General features: G+C 62.1%; 23 protein-coding genes and 1 riboswitch. Of the genes, 17 read left to right on the top strand and 6 right to left on the bottom strand.

From position 1 onward, the window contains the following. The first annotated feature begins 550 nt into the window (after nt 1–550). Nucleotides 551–772, top strand: a riboswitch (cobalamin riboswitch). Between the two features lie 108 nt (nt 773–880). From cobO to EC919_RS21550, 12 genes are all read left to right on the top strand, one after another. Continuing rightward, entirely contained in the window at nt 881–1,492 is a 612-nt protein-coding gene (gene cobO / locus EC919_RS21495) for a cob(I)yrinic acid a,c-diamide adenosyltransferase (RefSeq protein ID WP_133776348.1), read from the top strand. Beyond that, the gene (locus EC919_RS21500) at nt 1,489–2,790 is read left to right on the top strand and encodes a cobyrinate a,c-diamide synthase (RefSeq protein WP_133776349.1); all 1,302 of its coding nucleotides are present in this window, start codon (nt 1,489–1,491) and stop codon (nt 2,788–2,790) included. Before cobO ends, EC919_RS21500 begins: the two co-directional genes overlap by 4 nt. Before the next feature lie 10 nt (nt 2,791–2,800). Then, nucleotides 2,801–3,451 carry a 5,6-dimethylbenzimidazole synthase gene (gene bluB, locus EC919_RS21505; protein ID WP_133776350.1) on the top strand — a complete coding sequence of 217 codons (651 nt, stop codon included), beginning with the start codon at nt 2,801–2,803 and terminating at the stop codon, nt 3,449–3,451. After that, nucleotides 3,448–4,356, top strand: a complete 909-nt coding sequence (gene cbiB, locus EC919_RS21510; RefSeq protein ID WP_133776351.1) for an adenosylcobinamide-phosphate synthase CbiB — start codon at nt 3,448–3,450, stop codon at nt 4,354–4,356. Before bluB ends, cbiB begins: the two co-directional genes overlap by 4 nt. Further along, entirely contained in the window at nt 4,349–5,341 is a 993-nt protein-coding gene (gene cobD / locus EC919_RS21515) for a threonine-phosphate decarboxylase CobD (RefSeq protein ID WP_133776352.1), read from the top strand. Before cbiB ends, cobD begins: the two co-directional genes overlap by 8 nt. Further along, on the top strand, nt 5,338–6,807 hold the full coding sequence (locus EC919_RS21520) for a cobyric acid synthase (RefSeq protein WP_133776353.1): 1,470 nt from the start codon (nt 5,338–5,340) through the stop codon (nt 6,805–6,807). Before cobD ends, EC919_RS21520 begins: the two co-directional genes overlap by 4 nt. Next, the gene (gene cobU / locus EC919_RS21525; RefSeq protein WP_133776354.1) at nt 6,807–7,328 is read left to right on the top strand and encodes a bifunctional adenosylcobinamide kinase/adenosylcobinamide-phosphate guanylyltransferase; all 522 of its coding nucleotides are present in this window, start codon (nt 6,807–6,809) and stop codon (nt 7,326–7,328) included. The genes EC919_RS21520 and cobU overlap by 1 nt, the downstream gene beginning before the upstream one ends. Next, the gene (cobT, locus tag EC919_RS21530) at nt 7,325–8,377 is read left to right on the top strand and encodes a nicotinate-nucleotide--dimethylbenzimidazole phosphoribosyltransferase (RefSeq protein ID WP_133776355.1); all 1,053 of its coding nucleotides are present in this window, start codon (nt 7,325–7,327) and stop codon (nt 8,375–8,377) included. Before cobU ends, cobT begins: the two co-directional genes overlap by 4 nt. After that, nucleotides 8,374–8,946 carry an alpha-ribazole phosphatase family protein gene (gene cobC, locus EC919_RS21535; protein ID WP_133776356.1) on the top strand — a complete coding sequence of 191 codons (573 nt, stop codon included), beginning with the start codon at nt 8,374–8,376 and terminating at the stop codon, nt 8,944–8,946. Before cobT ends, cobC begins: the two co-directional genes overlap by 4 nt. Next, nucleotides 8,947–9,684, top strand: a complete 738-nt coding sequence (locus tag EC919_RS21540; RefSeq protein ID WP_133776357.1) for an adenosylcobinamide-GDP ribazoletransferase — start codon at nt 8,947–8,949, stop codon at nt 9,682–9,684. It begins immediately after the preceding gene. A 266-nt stretch (nt 9,685–9,950) separates the two neighbouring features. After that, nucleotides 9,951–10,898, top strand: a complete 948-nt coding sequence (locus tag EC919_RS21545; RefSeq protein ID WP_133776358.1) for a GlxA family transcriptional regulator — start codon at nt 9,951–9,953, stop codon at nt 10,896–10,898. Nucleotides 10,899–11,001: 103 nt separating this feature from the next. Continuing rightward, nucleotides 11,002–11,553: a glutathione peroxidase gene (locus EC919_RS21550; RefSeq protein ID WP_133776359.1), complete on the top strand. Its 552-nt coding sequence runs from the start codon at nt 11,002–11,004 to the stop codon at nt 11,551–11,553. A 100-nt stretch (nt 11,554–11,653) separates the two neighbouring features. Here EC919_RS21550 and EC919_RS21555 read toward each other — a convergent pair whose 3' ends face one another. The 3 genes from EC919_RS21555 to EC919_RS21565 form a co-directional block, all read right to left on the bottom strand. Beyond that, a complete protein-coding gene (locus EC919_RS21555; protein WP_133776360.1) occupies nt 11,654–12,949 on the bottom strand; it encodes an OmpP1/FadL family transporter in 1,296 nt (431 codons plus the stop codon). 138 nt (nt 12,950–13,087) lie between these two features. Then, nucleotides 13,088–13,579, bottom strand: coding sequence for a hypothetical protein (locus EC919_RS21560; RefSeq protein WP_133776361.1), 492 nt, complete (start codon nt 13,577–13,579; stop codon nt 13,088–13,090). Between the two features lie 290 nt (nt 13,580–13,869). Beyond that, the gene (locus EC919_RS21565) at nt 13,870–14,094 is read right to left on the bottom strand and encodes a hypothetical protein (protein ID WP_133776362.1); all 225 of its coding nucleotides are present in this window, start codon (nt 14,092–14,094) and stop codon (nt 13,870–13,872) included. A gap of 1,078 nt (nt 14,095–15,172) precedes the next feature. On the opposite strand from EC919_RS21565, the gene rmuC reads away from it, so the two are divergent. From rmuC to EC919_RS27605, 3 genes are all read left to right on the top strand, one after another. After that, nucleotides 15,173–16,537, top strand: coding sequence for a DNA recombination protein RmuC (gene rmuC / locus EC919_RS21570; protein ID WP_166650605.1), 1,365 nt, complete (start codon nt 15,173–15,175; stop codon nt 16,535–16,537). A gap of 365 nt (nt 16,538–16,902) precedes the next feature. Next, complete coding sequence (locus tag EC919_RS21575) at nt 16,903–18,354, top strand: NCS1 family nucleobase:cation symporter-1 (protein ID WP_133776364.1); 1,452 nt, start codon at nt 16,903–16,905, stop codon at nt 18,352–18,354. Nucleotides 18,355–18,536: 182 nt separating this feature from the next. Continuing rightward, complete coding sequence (locus tag EC919_RS27605; RefSeq protein ID WP_133776365.1) at nt 18,537–18,662, top strand: PA1414 family protein; 126 nt, start codon at nt 18,537–18,539, stop codon at nt 18,660–18,662. Between the two features lie 123 nt (nt 18,663–18,785). On the opposite strand, the gene EC919_RS21585 is transcribed toward EC919_RS27605, so the two are convergent. Both EC919_RS21585 and speB read right to left on the bottom strand, forming a co-directional pair. Beyond that, nucleotides 18,786–19,076 (bottom strand): hypothetical protein, encoded by a 291-nt coding sequence (locus tag EC919_RS21585; protein ID WP_133776366.1) that lies wholly within the window; start codon nt 19,074–19,076, stop codon nt 18,786–18,788. Nucleotides 19,077–19,565: 489 nt separating this feature from the next. Beyond that, nucleotides 19,566–20,516, bottom strand: coding sequence for an agmatinase (gene speB / locus EC919_RS21590; RefSeq protein ID WP_065992936.1), 951 nt, complete (start codon nt 20,514–20,516; stop codon nt 19,566–19,568). 167 nt (nt 20,517–20,683) lie between these two features. On the opposite strand from speB, the gene EC919_RS21595 reads away from it, so the two are divergent. Beyond that, on the top strand, nt 20,684–21,577 hold the full coding sequence (locus EC919_RS21595) for a LysR family transcriptional regulator (RefSeq protein ID WP_065992937.1): 894 nt from the start codon (nt 20,684–20,686) through the stop codon (nt 21,575–21,577). Nucleotides 21,578–21,587: 10 nt separating this feature from the next. Then, nucleotides 21,588–22,178: a tRNA-uridine aminocarboxypropyltransferase gene (locus EC919_RS21600; protein WP_133776367.1), complete on the top strand. Its 591-nt coding sequence runs from the start codon at nt 21,588–21,590 to the stop codon at nt 22,176–22,178. An 11-nt stretch (nt 22,179–22,189) separates the two neighbouring features. On the opposite strand, the gene EC919_RS21605 is transcribed toward EC919_RS21600, so the two are convergent. Next, a complete protein-coding gene (locus EC919_RS21605; protein WP_133776368.1) occupies nt 22,190–22,411 on the bottom strand; it encodes a DUF6316 family protein in 222 nt (73 codons plus the stop codon). Between the last annotated feature and the right edge of the window lie 199 nt (nt 22,412–22,610).

The following is a 22,610-nucleotide window of genomic DNA, read 5'->3' on the forward strand; positions in this document are numbered from 1 at the left end:
ACGCCTTCGCCAGCAAGCCGGCTCCTACGGTTTCGCGTTTCAAGCAGTGGCCAGGTGCAGATCCCTGTCTGCGCCCCGCCGATCAACCCGGAAACACACCCCTCTGTAGGAGCCGGCTTGCTGGCGAACCCGATTTATTCCTCACCGATGATGTGACTGCCCCGACGCCTTCGCCAGCAAGCCGATATCTACGGATCGTGTGTACGCCACAGATTGTGGGCGTTACCGAGATCGGTGTAGGAGCGCGCTTGCCCGCGAAAGATTTTACCTGTGACACACCGGTCGCCTGAACCACCGCCTTCGCGGGCAAGCGCGCTCCTACAATGGGGCGTGGCCTACGGACGATCCGCATTGGGCGCAAAACCTGCGGGAGCAAGCTTGCTGGCGAATGCATTCGTGCAGACGCTGCAATGTCGTGTGGCCCCACGCCTTCGCCAGCAAGCCGGCTCCTACGGTTTTGCGTTTCAGGCAGGCACCGGCTTCTACGGTTTCGCCTTCAAGCAGAGGCAGGTGCGATCCCTTGATTGACGCTCTGGGGTCAACCCTCTAACCTTCGCGCCATGTTTCAGGTGCCCGGGAGTTTGGTCCACAGGGTGAAACAGGGAAGCCGGTGCGATTGCTCATGCGATCAATTCCGGCGCTGCCTCCGCAACGGTAAATGAGTCAAGGCCACGCACGATGCCACTGTGTTCGCTGAGCATGGGAAGGCGCCTGGCCTGCCACGCTGTGGCAACTCATGAGTCCGGAGACCGGCCTGATCCATCGAACAGCGTCACGGAGGGCGATGCTCTGCTGCAGGCCGGGCCCATGTCCGGTGCCTGCTGACAGTCTTTGCCTGTGCCCTCCGTTTGCCACACCTGCCCTCAAGCGGAGAGCTGAGATGAGCGAATCCCCCGAACGTGACGAACGCCACCTGGCGCGCATGCTGCGCAAAAAGGCGGTGATGGACGAGCGCATTTCCAGCGCGCCCAATGAATGCGGACTGCTGCTGGTCTTGACCGGCAACGGCAAGGGCAAAAGCAGCTCGGCGTTCGGCATGCTCGCCCGCGCCATGGGCCATGGCATGCAGTGTGGCGTCGTGCAGTTCATCAAAGGCCGCCACAGTACCGGCGAAGAGCTGTTCTTCCGCCGCTTCCCCGAACAAGTGCGTTACCACGTGATGGGCGAGGGTTTCACTTGGGAAACCCAGGACCGCCAGCGCGACATTGCTGCCGCCGAAGCCGCCTGGGCCGTGACCCGGGAAATGCTCAAGGACCCTTCCATCGGCATGGTGGTGCTCGATGAGCTGAACATCGCCCTCAAGCACGGTTATCTGGACCTGGAGCAGGTGCTGATCGACCTGCAGGCACGCCCGCCCATGCAGCACGTGATCGTCACCGGTCGCGGGGCGAAGCAGGAATTGATCGACCTGTCCGACACCGTTTCGGAAATCGGCGTGGTCAAGCATGCCTTTCAGTCCGGGATCAAGGCGCAGAAAGGCATCGAATTGTGAGTGAGCGCCAACCCCGGCACTGCCCGGCAGTATTGATCGCCGCCCCCGCGTCCGGTCAGGGCAAAACCACCGTCACCGCCGCGCTGGCCCGTCTGCATCGCAATCAGGGCCGGAAGGTGCGCGTGTTCAAATGCGGGCCGGACTTTCTCGACCCGATGATTCTCGAACGCGCCAGCGGCCATCCGGTGTACCAACTGGACATGTGGATGATCGGCGAGGACGAAAGTCGGCGCCTGTTGTGGGAAGCCGCCGCCGATGCCGACTTGATTCTCATCGAAGGCGTCATGGGCTTGTTCGACGGCACGCCGTCCAGCGCAGACCTGGCGAGGCGTTTCGGCGTGCCGGTGCTGGGCGTGATCGACGGCACGGCCATGGCCCAGACCTTCGGCGCCCTGGCGTTGGGGCTGGCGCGGTACCAGCCGGATCTGCCCTTCGCCGGCGTGCTGGCCAATCGCGTCGGCACGGTGCGCCATGCACAGTTGCTGGAAGGCAGCCTGACCGAAGGCCTGCGCTGGTACGGCGCGCTGTCGCGGGAGACCGGCATTGAGCTGCCTAGCCGGCATCTTGGTCTGGTTCAGGCCAGCGAGCTGAATGACCTGGACATGCGCCTCGACGCTGCTGCCACTGCGCTGGCCAGCACCTGCGACGCCACGTTGCCGCCGGCCGTGACCTTCACCGCGCCCGACTTTGTGCCCGCCGAGCCGCTGCTGGCCGGCGTGCGCATCGCCATCGCCCACGACGAAGCGTTTGCGTTTTTCTACGGCGCCAGCCTCGACCTGCTGCGGGAAATGGGCGCCGAACTGTCGTTCTTCTCGCCGATCCGCGATCGCGAATTACCCGATGCCGACAGTCTGTATCTGCCCGGCGGCTACCCGGAATTGCATCACACGGCGCTGGCGGGAAACCACAGCATGGTCGCCGCCATTCGCGCCCACCACGCCGCCGGCAAACCCCTGCTCGCCGAGTGCGGCGGCATGTTGTACCTGCTTGATGCGCTGACCGACGTCGACGGCCAGCGCGCCGAAGGGGTGGGCTTGCTCAAGGGCGAAGCCGTGATGCAAAAGCGTCTGGCTGCCCTGGCCTTGCAATCGGTCGAACTGCCGGAAGGCACGCTGCGTGGCCACACCTACCATCACTCCCTGACGAGCACCGAGCTGACGCCCATCGCCCGCGGGCTCAGCCCCAATGGCGGGCGCGGCGCCGAAGCGGTGTACCGCGAAGGGCGCATGACCGCGTCGTACGTGCACTTTTACTTCCCATCGAACCCCCAGGCGATGGCGGCGCTGTTTTTGCCATGAGCTCGCTCCCATGACCGACCACACCTTCACCGACCCCGAGCGCGCCGCCGTTTACCGCGCCATCGCCGAGCGTCGCGACATGCGCCACTTCTGCGGCGGCACAGTCGCGCCGGAGTTGCTGGCCCGTCTGCTCGAAGCCGCCCACCATGCGCCGAGCGTTGGCCTGATGCAGCCGTGGCGGTTTCTGCGCATCACCGACCCGGCGTTGCGCGCGCAGATTCAGGCGCAGGTTGAGGAGGAACGCGTTCGTACCGCCGAAGCCCTGGGCGAGCGCTCCGACGATTTCATGAAGCTCAAGGTCGAGGGCATCAGCGACTGCGCCGAGGTGTTGGTCGCCGCGTTGATGGACGACCGCGAGAAACACATCTTCGGCCGCCGCACCTTGCCGGAGATGGACATGGCGTCGCTGTCGTGCGCGATCCAGAACCTCTGGCTGGCGGCGCGTGCCGAAGGCCTGGGCATGGGCTGGGTGTCGCTGTTCGACCCCCAGGCCCTGGCCGATCTGCTGAAGATGCCAACCGGTTCAAAACCCCTGGCGATTCTGTGTCTGGGCCCGGTCAAGGCATTCTATCCGGCGCCGATGCTGGTGCTGGAAGGCTGGGCGCAGCCGCGCGCGCTGCAAGAGCTGGTCTACGAGAACACATGGGGAGTGATTGCATGAGTGTGGCGTTATTGAGCGTCGCCGGGGTCGCGCTGGACGCGTTGCTCGGCGAGCCAAAACGGAACCACCCGCTGGTGGCGTTCGGCCGTTTTGCCGAGCGCATCGAACAGCGCCTGAATGCCGCCGGCCGCGGCTGGCGCAGCCATGGCGTGACCGCGTGGTTCATCGCCGTGATTCCGTTGACCTTGATCGCCACATTGCTCAGCTGGCTGCCGTTGGTTGGCTGGCTGGTGGAAGTGCTGGCGCTTTACTGTGCGCTGGGCCTGCGCAGCCTGGGTGAGCATGTCGAGCCAGTGGCCCAGGCGCTGCGCAGCGACGATCTGCCTGAGGCACGTCGACGGGTCGGTTATCTGGTCAGTCGCCAGACCTCCGAGCTGGACAGCACCGAAGTGGCCCGCGCGGCCACCGAATCGGTACTCGAGAACGGCAGCGACGCGGTGTTCGCGGCGATTTTCTGGTTCGTCGTGCTGGGCGCGCCGGGCGTTGTGCTCTACCGCCTGAGCAACACCCTCGACGCCATGTGGGGCTATCGTAACGAGCGCTTTGAACGCTTCGGCTGGGCGGCGGCGAAAATCGACGACCTGCTCAACTACATCCCGGCCCGGCTGGTGGCGTTGACCTACGCGCTGCTGGGCAACACCCGGCTGGCCTTGCGCTGCTGGCGCACCCAGGCCCCGAAGTGGGACAGCCCCAATGCAGGCCCGGTGATGGCGGCCGGCGCGGGCGCGTTGGGCGTTGAACTGGGTGGCCCGGCGATTTATCACGGCGAGCTGCATGAACGCGCGACCCTGGGCGAAGGCGTGCCGGCGGACGCGGACTCTATTGATCGCGGTTGGCAACTGGTGCAGCGCGGTGTATGGCTGTGGTTGCTGATCTTGTGTCTGGGGACAGAACTCTATGCTTGAACACGGCGGCCGATTGCGTGGCGCAGTCCTGAAATACGGCATCGATGAGGCGGACTGGCTGGACCTGTCCAGCGGGATTTCGCCGTGGTCGTGGCCGATCCCGGTCATCCCTGAAGCGGCGTGGGCGCGCCTGCCGGAAACCGATGACGGCCTGGAAGCCGCCGCCCGCCGCTATTACGGTGCCACAGACCTGCTGCCGGTGGCCGGTTCGCAAGCGGCGATCCAGGCACTGCCGCGTCTGCGTCAGACGGGCAAGGTGGGCGTGTTGTCGCCGTGCTACGCCGAACACGCAGAAGCCTGGCGCAACACCGGTTTTCTGGTGCGCGAGGTGCTGGAGCACGAAGTGGAGCGTTTCATCGACACCCTTGATGTGCTCGTCGTGGTCAACCCGAACAACCCCACCGGCCTGAGCCTGCCGCCGGAACGCCTGCTGGAATGGCACACGCGTCTGGCCCAGCGCGGTGCGTGGCTGGTGGTGGACGAAGCGTTCATGGACAGCACGCCCGAGTTGAGCCTGGCGGCTTATACCCAACGCGCGGGCCTGATCGTGCTGCGCTCATTCGGCAAGTTCTTCGGGCTGGCCGGTGTGCGCCTGGGTTTTGTGCTGGCGGAGCCGCGCTTTCTGAAAGTCATGGCGCGGCAGATCGGGCCCTGGTCGGTCAGCGGGCCGACGCGCATCATCGGTCAGGTTTGTCTCAACGACGTCGCCGGCCATCAACGTCAGCGCCAGCGCACCGAGCAGGCCAGTCGGCGTCTGGTGGACGTGCTCAATCGCCACGGCTTTGCGCCCAAGGGCGGCTGTGCGCTGTTCCAGTGGCTGATCACGCCCCTGGCGGAAGCGCTTTACGAGTTTTGCGCACAGCGGGGCATCCTCCTGCGGATCTTTACCCACAACAGCAGCCTGCGCTTCGGCCTGCCCCGTGAAGAAGCGGACTGGCAGCGCCTGGAGCAGGCGCTCAGTGCATTTCCCCGGGAGCGCGTATGACCCTCGGCAAAACCCTGATGGTGCAGGGCACCACGTCCGACGCCGGGAAAAGCACGCTGGTGACGGCGCTGTGCCGCTGGCTGACCCGCCAAGGCGTGCGCACCGTGCCGTTCAAACCGCAGAACATGGCGCTGAACAGCGCGGTGACCGCAGACGGCGGCGAGATCGGCCGCGCCCAGGCCGTGCAAGCCCAGGCCTGCGGCCTCGAACCCCACACCGACATGAACCCGGTGCTGCTCAAACCCAACAGTGACACCGGCGCGCAAGTGATCATCCACGGTCGCGCCGTGACCACCATGAACGCTGTCGCCTATCACGACTACAAAGCTATCGCGATGCAGGCGGTGCTCGCTTCCCATCGACGCCTCAGCGAAGGCTGGCCGGTGGTGATGGTCGAAGGCGCCGGGTCGCCGGCCGAGATCAACCTGCGCGCCGGCGACATCGCCAACATGGGCTTTGCCGAAGCGGTGGATTGCCCGGTGCTGCTGGTGGCGGATATCAATCGCGGCGGGGTTTTCGCCCATCTGGTCGGCACGCTGGAGTTGCTGTCCCCCAGCGAGCAGGCGCGGGTCAGAGGCTTCATCATCAATCGCTTTCGCGGCGACATCGCCCTGTTGCAACCCGGCCTCGACTGGCTCGAACAGCGCACCGGCAAACCGGTGGTCGGCGTGCTGCCCTATGTGATGGACCTGCATCTGGAGGCCGAAGACGGTCTGGACCAGCGTCAGACCGACAAGGCCGAGCAGGTCCTCAACGTCATCGTGCCGGTCTTGCCGCGCATCAGTAATCACACCGACTTCGACCCGCTGCGCCTGCACCCCCAGGTCAATCTGCAATTCGTCGGGCCGGGGCAGGCAATTCCTTCCGCCGATCTGATCATCCTGCCCGGCTCGAAAAGCGTGCGCAGCGATCTGGCCTACCTGCGCGCCAATGGCTGGGACACCGCCATCAACCGCCACCTGCGTTATGGCGGCAAGGTGCTGGGCATCTGCGGTGGCCTGCAAATGCTTGGCGAGCAGTTGCATGACCCCCTGGGCCTCGAAGGCGCGGCCGGTTCAAGCCCGGGTTTGGGGCTCTTGGCCCTCAGCACGGTGCTGGAAGAAGAGAAGCAGCTGCGCAATGTGAGCGGCCACTTGACCCTCGAAAACGCTGACGTCAGCGGTTATGAGATTCATGCGGGCGTGACCACCGGCGTGGCGCTGGAACGTCCATTGGTCCAGCTCGCCGACGGTCGCTGCGATGGCGCATGCAGCCCGGATGGTCAAGTGCTCGGCACCTACCTGCATGGCCTGTTTGAAAATCCTGCGTCGAGCAGCGCCTTGCTGCGATGGGCCGGTCTGCAGAATGTGCAGTCCGTGGATTACCACGCCCTGCGCGAGCGCGACATCGAACGCCTGGCCGATCTGGTGGAAACCCATCTGGACGGCAAATTGTTACGCGAACTCTGCGGCCTGGAGCAACCCTGATGCTGCAATTGATCCTTGGCGGTGCGCGCTCCGGCAAAAGCCGACTGGCTGAAAAGCTCGCCAGCGACAGCGACCTGAACGTTCTTTATATCGCCACCAGCCAGCCGCTGGACGGCGAGATGAACCAGCGCGTCGCCTTACACCGCGACCGTCGTCCGGCGGAGTGGGGGTTGATCGAAGAACCTGTCGAGCTGGCCCGCGTCCTCCGGGAAAACGCCGGGGAGGGCTGCTGCCTGTTGGTGGACTGCCTGACCCTGTGGCTGACCAATCTGCTGATGCTGGACGATCCGCAGCGGCTGACCCAAGAGCGCGAAGCGTTGCTCGATGGCCTGGCGGAACTGCCGGGCGACATCATTTTTGTCAGCAACGAAACCGGGCTGGGCGTCGTGCCCCTCGGTGAGCTGACCCGTCGTTATGTTGATGAAGCTGGCTGGCTGCATCAGGCGCTGGCCGAACGTTGCCATCGCGTGGTGTTCACCGTCGCCGGACTGCCCATGACCTTGAAAGGACCCACACTATGAGTAACGCCTGGTGGCTTGCGCCTGCCCGAGAAGTCGACCACGCCTGCCGCGAACAGGCGCTGGCCCGGCAGCAGCAATTGACCAAACCGACCGGCTCGCTGGGCCGGCTGGAAGACGTTGCGGTACAACTGGCCGGTTTGCAGGGTCGCCTGAAACCCAAGGTAGACGAGGTCTGGATCGCGATTTTTGCCGGTGACCACGGCGTCGTCGCGGAAGGCGTTTCGGCGTACCCGCAAGCGGTGACCGGGCAGATGCTGCACAACTTCATCATGGGCGGCGCGGCCATCAGCGTGTTGGCGCGGCAACTGTCGGCGCAGCTGGACGTGGTCGATCTGGGCACGGTTGCGCCGCTGGATCTGCCAGGCGTGCGCCACCTCAACCTCGGCGCGGGCACCGCGAATTTTGCCCAGGGCCCGGCCATGACCGAGGCACAACTGCACGCTGCCCTTGAAGGCGGCCGTGACAGCGTGCTGCGCGCCAAGGCGACAGGCGCCGAGTTGTTTATCGGCGGCGAAATGGGCATCGGCAACACCACCGTCGCCAGTGCGCTGGCCTGCGCGCTGCTCGATTGCCCGGCCACCTCGCTGGTCGGCCCCGGCACCGGTCTGGATGCCGAGGGCGTGCGCCACAAGGCGCAGGTGATCGAGGGGGCCCTGCGGCTGCATGCCGAGTCCGTCGGTGACGCGCTAGCCAGTCTGCGCGCCCTCGGTGGTTTCGAAGTGGCGGCGCTGGTGGGCGCCTATCTGGCCTGCGCCCAGGAGGGCATTGCTGCGTTGGTCGATGGCTTTATCTGCTCCGTGGCGGCGCTGGTGGCGGTGCACATCAATCCGTCGTGCCGGGAATGGTTGTTTTTCGGCCATCGTGGCGCCGAGCCGGGCCACCGTCTGGTGCTGGACGCGCTGCAGGCCGAGCCGTTGCTGGAACTGGGCCTGCGCTTGGGCGAAGGCAGTGGCGCGGCGCTCGCGGTGCCGTTGCTGCGTCTGGCCTGCGAGCTGCATAACGGCATGGCGACCTTCGCCGAAGCCGCCGTGGCAGACCGTCCGGCATGACCTTGCATCTTGACCTGCTGCGTCACGGTGAAACCGAATTCGGCGGCGGCCTGCGCGGCAGCATCGACGACGCGCTGACCGACACCGGCTGGCAGCAGATGCGCGCGGCGGTGGCTGATCGTGGGCCTTGGGACCGGATTGTCAGCTCCCCGCTGCAACGCTGCGCGCGTTTCGCCGACGAACTGGCCGAGCGACTGGGCTTGCCCGTCGAGCTGGAAGCCGGTCTTCAAGAATTGCACTTCGGTGACTGGGAAGGCCACAGCCCCGCGCAATTGATGGAAACCGATGCTGCCGGGTTGGGGCGCTTTTGGGAGGACCCGTACGGGTTCACGCCCCCCAACGGCGAGCCGGTTGAAGTTTTTGCCACCCGCGTGTTGGCCGCCGTTGAGCGGTTGCAGCGGGCCTATGACGGACAGCGCGTTCTGCTGATCAGTCACGGCGGGGTGATGCGTCTATTGTTGGCCCGCGCCCGCGGTCTGCCCCGCGAGCAACTGCTGCAGGTCACGGTGGCCCACGGCGGTCTGTTCGGTCTCGACGTGCAGGCCGACGGTGAGTTGACGGAGGTTTAAATGCTGCCGTTCCGCATCGCCTTGCAGTTTTTGAGCAGCCTGCCGATTCGTCTGCCGGGCATGCCGACTCCACAAGAGTCGGGGCGCTCGCTGCTGTATTACCCGCTGGTGGGGTTGCTGTTCGGCGTGCTGCTGATGGCGATGGATCATCTGCTCGATGGCGCGCCGTTGCTGTTGCATGCCGCCTTGCTGCTGGCGGCGTGGGTGATGCTCAGCGGTGGGCTGCACCTTGACGGCCTGGCCGACAGCGCGGACGCCTGGCTCGGTGGGTTCGGCGACCGCGAGCGCACGTTGCTCATCATGAAAGACCCACGCAGCGGCCCGATCGCGGTGGTCACGCTGGTCGTGGTGCTGCTGTTGAAGTTCAGCGCCGTGCTGGCGTTGATTGAAGCCCACACCAGCGTTGGTCTGCTGCTGGCCCCGGTCATCGGCCGCGCGGCGATGCTGGCGCTGTTTATGAACACACCGTATGTGCGCGCTGGCGGGCTGGGTCAGGCGCTGGCCGATCACCTGCCGCGCAAGGCCGGGATGCGGGTGCTGGCGGCGGTGGCGGTGGGCTGCGTGCTCATCGGTGGCAGCGCGGCGGCGTGGGTGCTGGTTATTGCGACAGGCGGTTTCTTCGGGCTGCGCCGCGTGATGATGCGACGTCTGGGCGGCAGCACCGGCGACACCGCCGGCGCGATGCTCGAACTTCTGGAAACCCTGGTGCTGGTCACAGTGGCGCTGATGTGCGATTGATGTGGTCTGTGCCCCCTGTCAAATGACACTCCTCCAGATCATCATCCACCGCATCACTGTAGGAGCCGGCTTGCTGGCGAACCCTTTATGTCAGCCAATATTGATGGCACTGGCCCAACGCGTTCGCCAGCAAGCCGGCTCCTACGGCCTGTGGCAAGAATCAATAAATGTGGCGACACGGAAATCCTAAAGCACCACAAGAAAACCACAGCCTCTCCTCAATAGAGGCAGTATCCATCATGTTCCGGATCAACCGGAGAGGTGTCATGCATAGCGTTGCGCTGGTGGTGTATCCGCAATTTCAGTCCCTCAGCCTGTCCGTCGGGTCCGTGCTGACCTGCGCGAACCTGATGCAGGGCGAGGCGGCGTACTCCTTTCATCTGGTGTCCGAAAGCGGCGGGGCGGTCATGTCGTCCGAAGGCTTCTCGGTCAACACCACGCCATTGCAGCCCGACGGTTACGACACGATCATCGTCAGCGGCTACATGGACCTGCAATTGCCCACCCCCAGTCTGCTTGAGTTCGTGCGTACCGCGTCTGCTCAATCGCGGCGGGTGGCGTCGCTGTGCACGGGCGGTTTTGTGCTGGCCGAAGCGGGCCTGCTAGACGGCAAGCGCGCGACCATGCACTGGATTCACGCTCCCGAGTTTCGCAAGCGCTACCCTAACGTTCGCGTCGAGGACGACAAGCTGTTCACCGTGGACGGCCAGATATGGACCGGCGCAGGCATGAGCGCTGGCCTTGATCTCGCACTGGCGATGGTCGAGAACGACCTCGGGGCCGACATCGCCCGGCAGGTCGCGCGCAAGCTGGTGATTTATCAACGTCGCGGCAGCGAGCATTCCCAGTTGTCGACGCTGCTGGAACTGGACCCCAAGTCCGACCGCGTGCAGCTGGCGCTGGCCTATGCCCGCGAGAACCTCAAAAGCGATCTCTCCATCGATGCACTCGCGGCCATCGCCCGCTTGAGCCCTCGCCAGTTCAGCCGGGTGTTCCGCGAGGAGACCGGCCAGACGCCTGCGAAAGCCATCGAATGCCTGCGGGTGGAAGTGGCGAGGGCCATGATGGAAACCAGTCGACATCCCGTCGAGGTGGTTGCCCGGGAAACCGGCTTCGGCGATCGGGAAAGGATGCGCCAGGCGTTCCTGCGCAACTTCGGCGAACCGCCCCAGGCGATCCAGCGGGCGTTCACGGCGACCGAGAAAGCCGGATAACGGTTATGCGCCCCGTTACCGTGGCGCCCTAGGCATTCGTCGCGCGGCGGAGTAGCGTAGCGATAGCTCCCTATTTCCTGCCCGCTCATGAATGGACGTCGCCATGGCCCTTCGCTGGATTCACGCGCCTCTACTATTGCTTGCCCTCAGTGGCGCCGCCGCGGCCGCCGATTGCCCGCCACTGCTGCAGGGCGACCTCCCCAAGCTGCGGGCGAAACAGGATATCGACCTGTGCAAGCAGTTTGCCGGAAAGCCGATGCTCGTGGTCAACACCGCGAGCTTCTGTGGCTTCGCGCCGCAGTTCAAAGGGCTTGAAGCGCTCAATCAGCGCTTCAAGGGCGAGGGGCTTGAAGTCCTCGGTGTGCCCTCTGACGATTTCCTGCAGGAGTCCAAGGACGCTGCCGAGACCGCCAAGGTCTGCTACGTGAATTACGGCGTCACGTTCACCATGACTGAACCGCAGCCGGTGCGTGGCGCCGACGCCATCAACCTGTTCAAGGTCCTCGCCGAGCAAAGCAATCCGCCGCGCTGGAACTTCTATAAATACGTCGTCGACCGCAAAGGCAACGTCGTTGCCAGCTTCTCCAGCAAAACCGCGCCGGACGATCCCGAGCTGATTTCAGCCATCGAGAAGGCCATCGCCTCCAAGCCGTGAAAGCACAACAGACCGGCCAAAACGAAAAACCCCGCAGCCATCACTGGCTGCGGGGTTTTTTGTAGAGCGGACAGGTGATCTGCCTGTACCGCCCACTGCATCAGAAGCGGTACGTCATGCCCACGCCGAACCCGTTGGCGCTGTTGTCGTACTTGGCGTTGTAGCTTTGACCCAACGCGTTCGCGTCGGCGACCTTGACCTTCTCTTCCTGCAAGTAGGAGTAAGCCACATCGATGGTGATGTCGTCGGTCGGGCTGTAACCGGCGCCCAGACTGAAGATCGTGCGATCGCCTGTCGGGATGCGCGGCGAGCGGTTCTCGTTGTTGGTCGGCGACTGGTCGAACGACAGGCCGGTACGCAACACCCACTGCTTGTTCAACTGATACGACGTACCCACGGCGTAAGCCCAGGTGTCGTGCCAGTTCTGCTCTTCCTTGATGGTGCCGACCAGACTCTGGGTGGCGTCGCGGCGAGACACCGGGGTGATACCGGAGTTTTGAACGGTGATGTCTTCCAGACGGCTCCAGCGGGTCCACGTTGCACCGGCGTACAGCTTCCACGCGTCGTTCATTTTCTGAGTGACGGAGAAGTCGACGGTTTCCGGCGTATCGATGTTCAGCTTGGCGTCATAGCGACCGCCCGGCAGGATGGCCGAAGGTACGCCTGCGCCCGGGGTCACTTCGGTGTGGCCTTCGAGCTTGTAGGTCACTTTGGAGTGATAGGTCAGGCCGACGCTGGTGGTGTCGGTGGCTTGCACCAGGATACCGGCGTTGAAACCGTAACCGACGTCATCGCCCTTGACCTGCACGCGGCCGTCGCCGGTGCGGGCACCCAGCAGCGGGCTGACATTGAGTGCCGATTCCAGTGCACCGGAAATACGGTTGATGGTCGGACCGAAACCGATCGACACCTTGTCGTTGAATGCGTAGCTGACGGTCGGCTGGAAGGTCACGACCTTGACGATGCTCTTGCTGCCGAAGTTGCGGCCCTGGAAGTTGTTTTCGTAGTCGGTGACCAGACCGAATGGCGCGTAGACACCGAAGCCGAACGCCCAGTGTTCGTCGACCGGGTTCACGTAGAAACCCATCGGTACGGCGATGAAAGGCACCATATCGCCTTTGTTGGAACCGGTGCTGCGGCCGCTGGTGTCAGTGATGTCGGTGGAGGCATCGATCGCGGCGACCCCCACGGTCGCCTGCGCGCGCTTGAGGCGCGACATGCCGGCCGGGTTGCCATACACGATGCTGGCGTCATCGACAGAAGAGGTACGGCCCGCAAAGCCGGTCCCCATGCCGCTGATGCTTTGTTCGTTCAGGGCAAAGCCGGATGCAAAAATCTGAGTAGAGGCAAGAGTGATGGCGAGACTGAGGCTGGATTTGATCATTGTTTTTTTCATTGTTAGAACTCCTGTTGATCACCGCGCGGAAATTACCAATATTTCTGCCCCCGCGCTATAGCCTGGATCAGCCGATTTAGAGCGGTTCTTGTAGGACAATCCTGAAAGTTCGCAACTTTTTCGTCCGGTACCAATCGGTCACGAAATGGCCGTTGAGGCCTGGAGCAGGGGCCTGACCCATGTTTGCCAGGCCGAGGTGAAATCCTGCAGCTGACCGCCGGGTTGAAATATCTCGCGCCACATTTGCGCCATGGCCAGAGAATCATCGGCATCCGGTAGCGAAATATGGCTCGCTTCGACCATCAGCCAGGCGATGGCAGTCGAATAACGCAGGTTGACGGTCAGTTCCAGATCGGGCCCTGTAAGAAATGCGTGCTGGCTGGCCAGGCCGCGAACAAGGCTGGCAAGGTCTGGATCGCGGGCAAGGTATTCATCCCAAAGCTGGCGGTGCTGGGTGTCGGCGATGCTGTAAAGCCCGTGGCCACGCGGGTTGTCCAGCTCGGCGCCCAGGGCGGACTGGCTGGCCGCGACTCCCAGCAACAGGGTTTCGGCCGCTCGATTGTCTCGGCCGAGATAGAGAAGCGTCGGGCGGATGACGTAGCGACACAGTTCACTGGCGGCGATTCCCATAACACCCTCGGGAGTTGATGAGTCGGCGGGCCCTGGCGCCTGACAGCAAGGATGACATGGGCCCACCGGCAGCGACCGGAGCCGCTGACTTGAAGTGTAGTGTGATATTTGCGGTGTAAAGGTCTGTTTTACGGTCAGTTCCCATTCAGCTCGAACGGCGTGATGGGCATTGGTGACTGCATCTGTGGCTTTTTATGTAAGTAAAACAGATACAAAAAAGCCCCACCGTTATCGGGTGAGGCCTTGTCGATGCAGCGTTATTTACCGACGAACGGTATCAGGCAACGGTATTAGGCAACCAAGGCCTGACGCGTACGGTCGATCACTGCCTGCAGCGGAGCATCGCTGGAGTATTGATCCGGGTACAAACGCTCGCTGTGGCGGGCGATGCCGTGTTCATTGACGATGGTGAAGCTGAAGCAGCCTTTGCGTGCTGCCATGATCAGGCAGTTCATAGGAGCAAAAGCGTTGGTCAGTGTTTGAATAGCGTTTTGAGTCTGGATATGAGTAGTCATGTTATGGGTGTTTCCTGAATCGACACGCAATAAGAGGCGTGCAAAATAAAAACGTTCCAGTAAACGCGGACCGATGCTCGAATGCGAGTCAGGGGCAGGGCGCAGAACCTGTCTGGAACAAAAGCAGCCAGTTGAGCGCATTTGAAATGTGGCGCGGGGCTGACTGGTAGGTACTTAGGAGGGCAGGCAACACAACACGAGCTAAGGTTCGATGCTCGAGGTGCAGATCCTGATCAATTTGCAGGCTGGTTGAGTAGAGCATGATGTTCTTCACACCCCTCCGTTTCGACGGTAGGTCGTGTGCGTTCATGTCTGGAAACCATCGAGGTGATCGATCCCTTTTTTCAATCCGTTCGCTCAGTTGGCGAACCGGGATTGGGGGATTTGTTCGATCAGAATTGACTTTCAGCTTGGTACTAACGGCGGCGATGCTAATGGAGTTGCATGCGCAAGGCAAGCGCTGATTTGCAATCAGGCGACAGTATGCTGCAACGCGGGGCGAAAGAGACTACACCAAATCGAGCGGAAAGGGTGGCCACGTGCCTTATTCCTGTGAATTTTGAGCGGCGCCCATCGCTGCTGAAACAGCCTGGGGAGGGGATGAAATCGACTTGTGCACATTACGAAAGGTATCTGTCATGTCACTGTCACGTCGTCCGCTAACCGCTTGATTTAATGCAACGAATTATTAAGTCAATGAAAACCATCGTTTTTTTACGCTGGTGAAAAAATCGTCAGTTTGAACGCAGGCCCCATTCTACGTGCGTTTGCGAGAGCTTAAGGTGTGTTGTCCACTGAGTTATCCACAGGTTCTGTGGATTGTCCCGAGCGCTGGCTCTATCACGCCGCTCTTGAAGCATCCGCTCGCGTTTTTATCTTTTTCAGGCGCTGTTTGACCCGAAGCGGACGTCGAGCTCGCTTCTGCGCATAATGCCGCCTGCATGAATGTCGGAGTCTGGATTTTATGGTGTTTGAGTTAACCAGCCTGTTGCTGGGTTTGGCATTGGCTGCGGTGCCTTTGTTGGGGCTGGCGTGGCAGTTGCACCGGCGCCTGGCGCAACGGGAGGCGGATGCCGCGTTGCTCGACGAGCGCTTGAGTAACGCGCAAATGGCGCAGGATGGCCTTAATGCCCAGCTCGACGCCAGCCGCGACGAGATCAGCGATCTCGCCCAGGCCAATGCGGTCAAGCAGGCAGACTTGGCGGCGTTGCGCCGGGAGGTGGAATTGCTGCGCCAGCAGCATGAAGGTGCGCGGGAAGCCCAGGATGACTGGGGCCGCGAACGGTCCGCCAGAGAGGCCGAGCTGCGCCGACTTGATGCCCAGTGCGCGTCACTCGGCGCCGAGCTGCGCGAACAGCAGGAAAGTCATCAGCAGCGCCTCACTGACCTGCAAGGCTCCCGCGATGAGCTGCGTGCGCAGTTTGCAGAGCTGGCCGGCAAGATTTTCGATGAGCGCGAGCAGCGCTTCGCCGAGACCAGTCAGCAGCAGTTGGGGCAGTTGCTCAATCCGCTCAAGGAGCGCATTCAGTCGTTTGAAAAGCGCGTAGAAGAAAGCTACCAGAACGAAGCCCGAGAGCGCTTTTCCCTGAGCAAGGAACTGGAGCGCTTGCAACAACTCAACCTGCGCCTGAGCGATGAGGCGAACAACCTGACCCGTGCGCTGAAGGGTCAGAAGACCCAGGGCAACTGGGGTGAACTGATTCTGGAGCGTGTGCTGGAGCATGCCGGTCTTGAAAAAGGCCGCGAGTACCAGACCCAGGTCAGCCTGAAAGGCCCCGACGGCGAGCGCTTCCAGCCCGACGTTCTGATCATGCTGCCCGGCGACAAGCAGGTCGTCGTCGACGCGAAAGTCAGCCTGACGGCCTATCAGCAGTACGTGTCGGCCGACGATGAGGTGATTTCCCAGGCGGCGCTGAAGCAGCACGTGCTGTCCCTGCGCAATCACGTCAAAGGCCTGTCCGGCAAAGACTACAAACGCCTTGAAGGGCTGCACAGCCTGGATTTCGTTTTGCTGTTCGTGCCGATCGAAGCGGCGTTTTCTGCGGCGTTGCAGGCCGAGCCAAACATGTTCCAGGAGGCGTTCGATCGCAACATCGTGATTGTCAGCCCGACCACGCTGCTGGCAACGCTGCGGGTCATCGACAGTCTGTGGAAGCAGGAGCGGCAGAGCCAGAATGCCCGGGAGATCGCCGAGCGGGCAGGGTGGCTCTACGACAAGTTCGTGTTGTTCATCCAGGATCTGGACGAAGTCGGCAACCGCCTTCAGCAGCTGGACAAGGCCTACGGCGCCGCGCGCAACAAGCTCGTCGAGGGGCGCGGCAATCTGGTCAGTCGCAGCGAACAACTCAAGCTGCTGGGTGCACGCGCGAGCAAGAGTCTGCCAGCGGATCTGCTGGAGCGGGCGATGACTGACCCGGATGGACTGGCGCAGCTGCCGGAGTAATTCGGAGCTGATTGTCGCGAGGACGCATTAGAACGCGGGCTTGCAAAGTGGAACAAAGCCCGCGTTGATCGTATACACGTTTTCCCTCTCCCTTCCGCACGGTTTCAGTCCTGTAAAAATGCACCGTCAGTGATCACGGTGCACTGCTTGCAGGCGCCGCACCTGCAAGCAGTGCCTACCTCCAGCCTCAAACCCTATCGTCTTCGGCTGCGTTAAACCCGCTGTGTTGGCGCCTTGCCATAGAGGCAGGTCGGCAATGGCACGCATTCTGCCTATCGCTTCGTATACAACCCACGCTCGCTCCCGTACGCAGTGTGCGCACGCGTGATGTCGGGAGCCGGTTCGTCCTTATAGGGAGAAATGCGATGACCGCGCCATTGCCGAAGGGCTACAGCCACCGCCTGTACAACGAGGATCTGGGTCCCGTGCCGCAGAAGTGGACCTGGTACAACATTTTCGCGTTCTGGATGAGTGACGTGCACAGCGTGGGCGGCTACGTCTTCGCGGCCAGCCTTTTTGCCCTCGGGCTGGCAAGTTGGCAGGTGCTGATCGCGCTGTTGGTGGGCATCTGCATCATTCAAGTGATCGCCAACCTGCTGGCGAAGCCGAGTCAGCAGGCGGCGGTGCCGTATCCGGTGATCTGTCGTCTGGCCTTCGGCGTGTTCGGTGCGAATATTCCTGCGGTGATTCGCGGCCTGATCGCCGTAGCGTGGTACGGGGTGCAGACGTACCTGGCCTCAAGCGCTTTGATCATCGTGGTGCTGCGCTTCTTCCCACAAATGTCGGTCTACGCAGAGCCGCACTTTGCAGGTTTGTCTTACCTCGGGTGGTTCGGCTTCCTCGCGCTCTGGGTGGTACAGGCTGCGGTGTTCTGGACCGGGATGGACTCGATCCGGCGCTTCATCGATTGGGCCGGCCCCGTGGTCTACGCCGTGATGTTCATCCTGGCGGGCTGGATTGTCTGGAAGGCGGGCTGGGCCAATATCAGCTTCACCCTCTCCGAGAAATCCCTGACCGGCTGGGAAGCGTTCTCCCAAGTGATCATGGCCACGGCCCTGGTGGTGTCCTATTTCTCGGGTCCTACGCTCAACTTTGGCGACTTCAGCCGCTACTGCCGGAGCATGTCCGAGGTCCGGCGCGGCAACTTCTGGGGCCTGCCGATCAACTTCCTTGCATTCTCTCTGGTCACCGTCGTGATCGTTTCGGGGACATTGCCGGTGTTCGGCGAAATGCTGCATGACCCGATCGCCACCGTGGCGCGCATCGACAATGACGTCGCGGTGTTGCTGGGCGCCTTTGCCTTTGTGACCGCGACGATCGGCATCAATATCGTCGCCAACTTCGTGTCGCCGGCGTTCGACTTCGCCAACGTCGCCCCCAGCAAGATCAGTTGGCGTGCAGGCGGGATGATTGCGGCGGTGGCGTCGATCTTCATCACCCCCTGGAATCTGTTCAACAACCCCGCCGTCATTCATTACACGCTGGACGTGCTGGCGGCATTCATCGGGCCGTTGTTTGGCATCTTGCTGGTGGACTATTACGTGATCAAAAAGCAGCAGATTGACGTCGACGCGCTGTTCAACGATGGACCGACCGGGCGCTACTGGTACACCGGCGGGGTGAACTATACGGCGGTCAAGGCGCTGATCCTGGCGACCGTGGCGGGGATTGCCATTACCTTCAGCCCGGCATTGCAGCTGATGGCCAACTTTGCATGGTTTACAGGATGTTTCCTGGGCGGCGGGTTGTTCTATCTGCTCGCCAGACGTCGGCAGGCCCATGAGTGCGCGGTGTTCAAGCCTGCGGTGGCAGGCTGACGGTGCTGCCGTTTGTCGCGTGAAGTCTTCGAATGGGCGATTTGCAGTGTCACAACGTTATGTAAGGCAAAAAATTCCTGCCGCGACACTCGGTAGCAGGCGTAAAGTGCGCCTTAGCACTATGATCTGCTCTAAGCAGTTCGGACATTGGCTGCCGAGTATTTCCCTGAAGGGGGCGTTATATGAACAGCAAATTGCAAGAATGGCTTCACGATGCAGGCGTCGCGCTCGGGTTGATCGAAAAGCCAAAGCTGCAACCGATTCCCGTGCGTAGCAATGATGATGAGCGTCGTCGTCCACGGCGCTGATTGCCTGGCAAGACGCGTTGAAAAGCGGCGCTATCGCCCGATAGCCCGCTCCGTTTTCCCCGACCGTTCGGTCAACTCTCCAGTTCGCCTCAACTGCTTTTCTGAATCGATCCCGTTTGCGGCTCAATGGTGCGTGCTGCGCTTCTTCTCGACGAGAATCAGGTCAACGAGACCCTGCAACGTCAGCTGGCCGTAGGGTGAATGCGCTGACATCCCTGCAATATCGGCTTTTATCTGATTGGGAAGGACGATGCCAAAGTCGCTTTGCAGAATCGAAAAAAACTCTCTGAAGTCGGCTTCATCCAGCTCAAGCGCATTCAGCATCACGTCGTCTTCTTCCTGAATCAGGGTTTTGTCGACCAGAATCTTCCCGATCGTGTCGATCACATGTTGTCTGACTTCGCTCCGCTTCATGACAGGCCTCTGCTTTGATTCAAGTGGTAATCACCCCAACATCAAAATACAGAGGGTTGTGGCAGGAATGCCCAATGAACAACCACCCTGAAAAACCTGCGCTGCGGTGCACAACGCCGGCGTTCTCGGTTAAGGCTAGTCCAAGTTTGCGGGACAGGAATGACAGGCACGTGGAGATTTTTGGTAACGACGGGCCATGGAACAACCGCGCGGTCGATGCAGCCCACACATTGTGGGAACGGCTTTAGCCGGGAAGGCGCCTGGCGTCACACCGCAAATCTGAGGGTGTGCTCACGGTCCTCTTCCCGGCTGAAGCCGGTCCCACAAAAAGAGGCGCGTCCGGCCTCGCTGATATATCGCACTTCAATTGTAGGACCGGCTTTAGCCGGGAAGACGTCAGGCGTCACACCGTAATAATGGCGGGTGCCCGGACGAGCCTCTTCCCGGCTGAAGCCGGTCCCACTAAAAGCAATGCATCCAGCCCCGCTGTCAGCGGTGCGCCACGCCTGGCAGCACGCAGAGCATTTCGTAAAGCAGGTTGGCGCCCAGCAAGGAGGTGTTGCCGGTGGTGTCGTAGGGCGGCGAGACCTCGACCAGGTCGCAGCCGATCAAATCCAGCCCCTGGCACCCGCGAATGATCTCGATCGCCTGGATCGTCGTCAGCCCGCCGATCTCCGGTGTGCCAGTGCCCGGCGCCCAGGCCGGGTCGATGCCGTCGATGTCGAAACTCAGGTACACCGGACCGCCGCCCACCTTCTCGCGCACTTCGGCCATCAGGGGCGCCAGCGACTTGTGCCAGCATTCCTCGGCCTGGACCACGCGGAAGCCCTGCTTGCGGCTCCAGTTGAAATCTTCGGCGGTATAGCCTTGGGCTCGCAAACCGATCTGAACCACTCGATCACAATCCAGCAGGCCTTCCTCCACCGCCCGGCGGAACGTGGTGCCATGGGCAATCTTCTCGCCAAACATGTGATCGTTGACGTCTGCATGGGCGTCGATGTGCACCAACCCGACCTTGCCGTGCTTCTTCTTCATGGCGCGGAGGATCGGCAGCGTAATGGTGTGATCGCCGCCGAGGGTCAGGGGGATGATGCCGTGTTCAAGAAAACCGTCGTAGGCCTCTTCGATGATGCGCACGGCATCCAGCAGATTGAACGTGTTGATGGCCACGTCACCGATGTCCGCCACTGACAGCGAATCAAAAGGGGCGGCGCCGGTGGCCATGTTGTAGGGGCGAATCATCACGGATTCGGCGCGGATTTCCCGCGGGCCGAAACGGGTCCCTGCGCGCAGGGACGTGCCGATGTCCAGCGGCACGCCGACGAAGGCCGCATCGAGACCTGCCGCGGTTTGCAGGTGCGGCAAGCGCATCATGGTAGCGATGCCGGCGAAGCGCGGCATTTCGTTGCCGCCCAGTGGTTGATGGAAAATCTTGTCCACGGGAATGCCTCATCGGTGGTGATCAAAAAGGAGCGGAAGCGGGCTTCCGACGTGGCCCCGATTCTGTTGACCGGGCCCGCCGCGAACAATCGGCCACGCGAAATACTTAGTTCAGATATTCCTGAAGTATCGGGTAAGCTGCGCGGAAAACCCCTCCTGGAAACCCCATGCCCAGCGCGCTCCCCGATCTCAAATTGCTGCGCATTTTCGCCTGCGTGGTGCGCCATCAGGGCTTTGCCAGCGCTCAGCAAGAACTCAATCTGTCGACCTCGGCAATCAGCACCTACATGAGCCAGCTCGAAGCCGCGTTGGGCATCGTGCTCTGTCATCGCGGACGCGGCGGGTTCAGCCTGACCAGCAAGGGCGAGCTGTTTCATCAGGAAACCCTGCGCCTGCTGGGCGAACTGGAAGGCTTCGAACTTTACGCCGCTGCGCTCAAGGGCGAGCTGCGCGGCACGCTCAATCTCGGGGTGCTGGACTCGACGGTCAGTGACCGCGCGTTGCCATTTGCGGAAGTCATCGGCGCCTACAGTGCAGAGCATCCGGCCGTGCATTTGCATCTCGCCGTGATGAGCCCCTACGAATTGCAGCTGGGCGTGCTGGACAACCGGCTGGACCTGGCGATCGGATCATTCTCCACCCGCATGAACGGCCTGCTCTATCAGCCGCTTTACCGCGAACAGCATTGGCTGTACTGCAGCAACCGCCACGCGCTGTATGCCGAACGGCGCATTCCCGAACCGGTCATCACCCAACAACGCATGGTCGGACGCGGCTATTGGAGCCAGGCCGAACTCGCCCGCCACGGCTTCAAGCACAGCGCCGCGACCGTCGAGAGTATGGAAGCGCAGCTGATCCTGGTGCTGTCCGGCGCCTACATCGGTTACCTGCCCGAGCACTACGCGCAGTCGTGGGTGGATTCCGGGCACCTGCGGGTATTGCTCCCGGCAACCTTTGGCTATCAGGCACCGTTTTCGATGATTCTGCGTCGCGGGCGCAGCCGTGAGCCGTTGATTCAGACCTTTCGCGATCTGCTGAAAGCGCAGCTCAATCCACTGTAGGAAACCGACGATGCCCCGTGCCCGCTGCGAACGCTGCCTGCGTCCGAACGATCACTGCCTGTGTGCGCTGATTCCCTCTCTGGACAGCCGGACGCGCGTGTTGATCCTGCAGCATCCCAGCGAAGTCAATCACGCGCTCAACACGGCGCGCCTCGCAGCCCTTGGCTTGAAGAATGCGGAGTTGCAGAGAGGGGAGGTGTTCGAGGATCTGGCGCAGTGGCTGAGCCGGCCCGGTTACCGAGCGTGTTTGCTGTTCCCGGGGGAGGAGGCCGTCGCGCTGATAGCCAGCAGTGCCGACGACATGCCTTTGCTGCTCGTCGTACCCGATGGCACCTGGCGCAAGGCGCGCAAGTTGCTGCACCTCAATCCCTTGTTGGCGGCGTTGCCCAGGGTCGTGCTGAGGAACGCGCCGCCGTCACGCTATCGGCTGCGCAAGGCGCCGGGTCCTGACGCATTGTCGACGCTTGAGGCGATCGTCCACGGGCTGCAAACGCTGGAGCCGGCCAAGTCATTCGAAGATTTGTTGCGTCCGTTCGATGCGCTGATCGACGGACAGATCGCAGCAATGGGCGAGGAAACCTTTCGCCGCAATCATTCGTAACGGCGGTTCAATCAGCCGTTGAGCGAGGTGGGCATGCCTGGCTGATATGCGCTGGCTGCCTGCATGCGACGGATGTAAGCCTCGGTTTCCCGGGCGGCGTCTTCCTTGCTCACGAAAGGACCTTCGAGGGTGTTTTCCCGCGTACTGAAAAAATACAGTCCATTAACACGGGAAACGCGGTCGCAGCGAAATCGCACGGTGGGGGCTGGATCTTGTTCACGCTTGCTTAACATGGCCTTCTCCGGGCTCTGGGTCAGTACGCTGGGCATATCAATGGCAGTGAACATCGGCAGCGGTGAAGAAAATCTTCCGCTGTAAAAGCAGATACGTCCTGCTGGCCGACTGACACTTTAAGCCGAATGGCATGGCTGGCCGAAGAGGCAACAAGCCTGCTGTCGCTAAGTTACAGCGTTTGAAGGCAGTGTTTCACAA

Source organism: Pseudomonas graminis (assembly GCF_004364335.1).
Classification (GTDB): domain Bacteria; phylum Pseudomonadota; class Gammaproteobacteria; order Pseudomonadales; family Pseudomonadaceae; genus Aquipseudomonas; species Aquipseudomonas graminis_D.

Bases quoted from the DNA above. Each gene is read 5' to 3' on its own strand.
- cobO (WP_133776348.1), top strand. From the start codon at position 881: ATGAGCGAATCCCCCGAACGTGACGAACGCCACCTGGCGCGCATGCTG.
- bluB (WP_133776350.1), top strand. From the start codon at position 2,801: ATGACCGACCACACCTTCACCGACCCCGAGCGCGCCGCCGTTTACCGC.
- cbiB (WP_133776351.1), top strand. From the start codon at position 3,448: ATGAGTGTGGCGTTATTGAGCGTCGCCGGGGTCGCGCTGGACGCGTTG.
- cobD (WP_133776352.1), top strand. From the start codon at position 4,349: ATGCTTGAACACGGCGGCCGATTGCGTGGCGCAGTCCTGAAATACGGC.
- EC919_RS21520 (WP_133776353.1), top strand. From the start codon at position 5,338: ATGACCCTCGGCAAAACCCTGATGGTGCAGGGCACCACGTCCGACGCC.
- cobU (WP_133776354.1), top strand. From the start codon at position 6,807: ATGCTGCAATTGATCCTTGGCGGTGCGCGCTCCGGCAAAAGCCGACTG.
- cobT (WP_133776355.1), top strand. From the start codon at position 7,325: ATGAGTAACGCCTGGTGGCTTGCGCCTGCCCGAGAAGTCGACCACGCC.
- cobC (WP_133776356.1), top strand. From the start codon at position 8,374: ATGACCTTGCATCTTGACCTGCTGCGTCACGGTGAAACCGAATTCGGC.
- EC919_RS21540 (WP_133776357.1), top strand. From the start codon at position 8,947: ATGCTGCCGTTCCGCATCGCCTTGCAGTTTTTGAGCAGCCTGCCGATT.
- EC919_RS21545 (WP_133776358.1), top strand. From the start codon at position 9,951: ATGCATAGCGTTGCGCTGGTGGTGTATCCGCAATTTCAGTCCCTCAGC.
- EC919_RS21550 (WP_133776359.1), top strand. From the start codon at position 11,002: ATGGCCCTTCGCTGGATTCACGCGCCTCTACTATTGCTTGCCCTCAGT.
- EC919_RS21555 (WP_133776360.1), bottom strand. From the start codon at position 12,949: ATGAAAAAAACAATGATCAAATCCAGCCTCAGTCTCGCCATCACTCTT.
- EC919_RS21560 (WP_133776361.1), bottom strand. From the start codon at position 13,579: ATGGGAATCGCCGCCAGTGAACTGTGTCGCTACGTCATCCGCCCGACG.
- EC919_RS21565 (WP_133776362.1), bottom strand. From the start codon at position 14,094: ATGACTACTCATATCCAGACTCAAAACGCTATTCAAACACTGACCAAC.
- EC919_RS21575 (WP_133776364.1), top strand. From the start codon at position 16,903: ATGACCGCGCCATTGCCGAAGGGCTACAGCCACCGCCTGTACAACGAG.
- EC919_RS27605 (WP_133776365.1), top strand. From the start codon at position 18,537: ATGAACAGCAAATTGCAAGAATGGCTTCACGATGCAGGCGTCGCGCTC.
- EC919_RS21585 (WP_133776366.1), bottom strand. From the start codon at position 19,076: ATGAAGCGGAGCGAAGTCAGACAACATGTGATCGACACGATCGGGAAG.
- EC919_RS21595 (WP_065992937.1), top strand. From the start codon at position 20,684: ATGCCCAGCGCGCTCCCCGATCTCAAATTGCTGCGCATTTTCGCCTGC.
- EC919_RS21600 (WP_133776367.1), top strand. From the start codon at position 21,588: ATGCCCCGTGCCCGCTGCGAACGCTGCCTGCGTCCGAACGATCACTGC.
- EC919_RS21605 (WP_133776368.1), bottom strand. From the start codon at position 22,411: ATGTTAAGCAAGCGTGAACAAGATCCAGCCCCCACCGTGCGATTTCGC.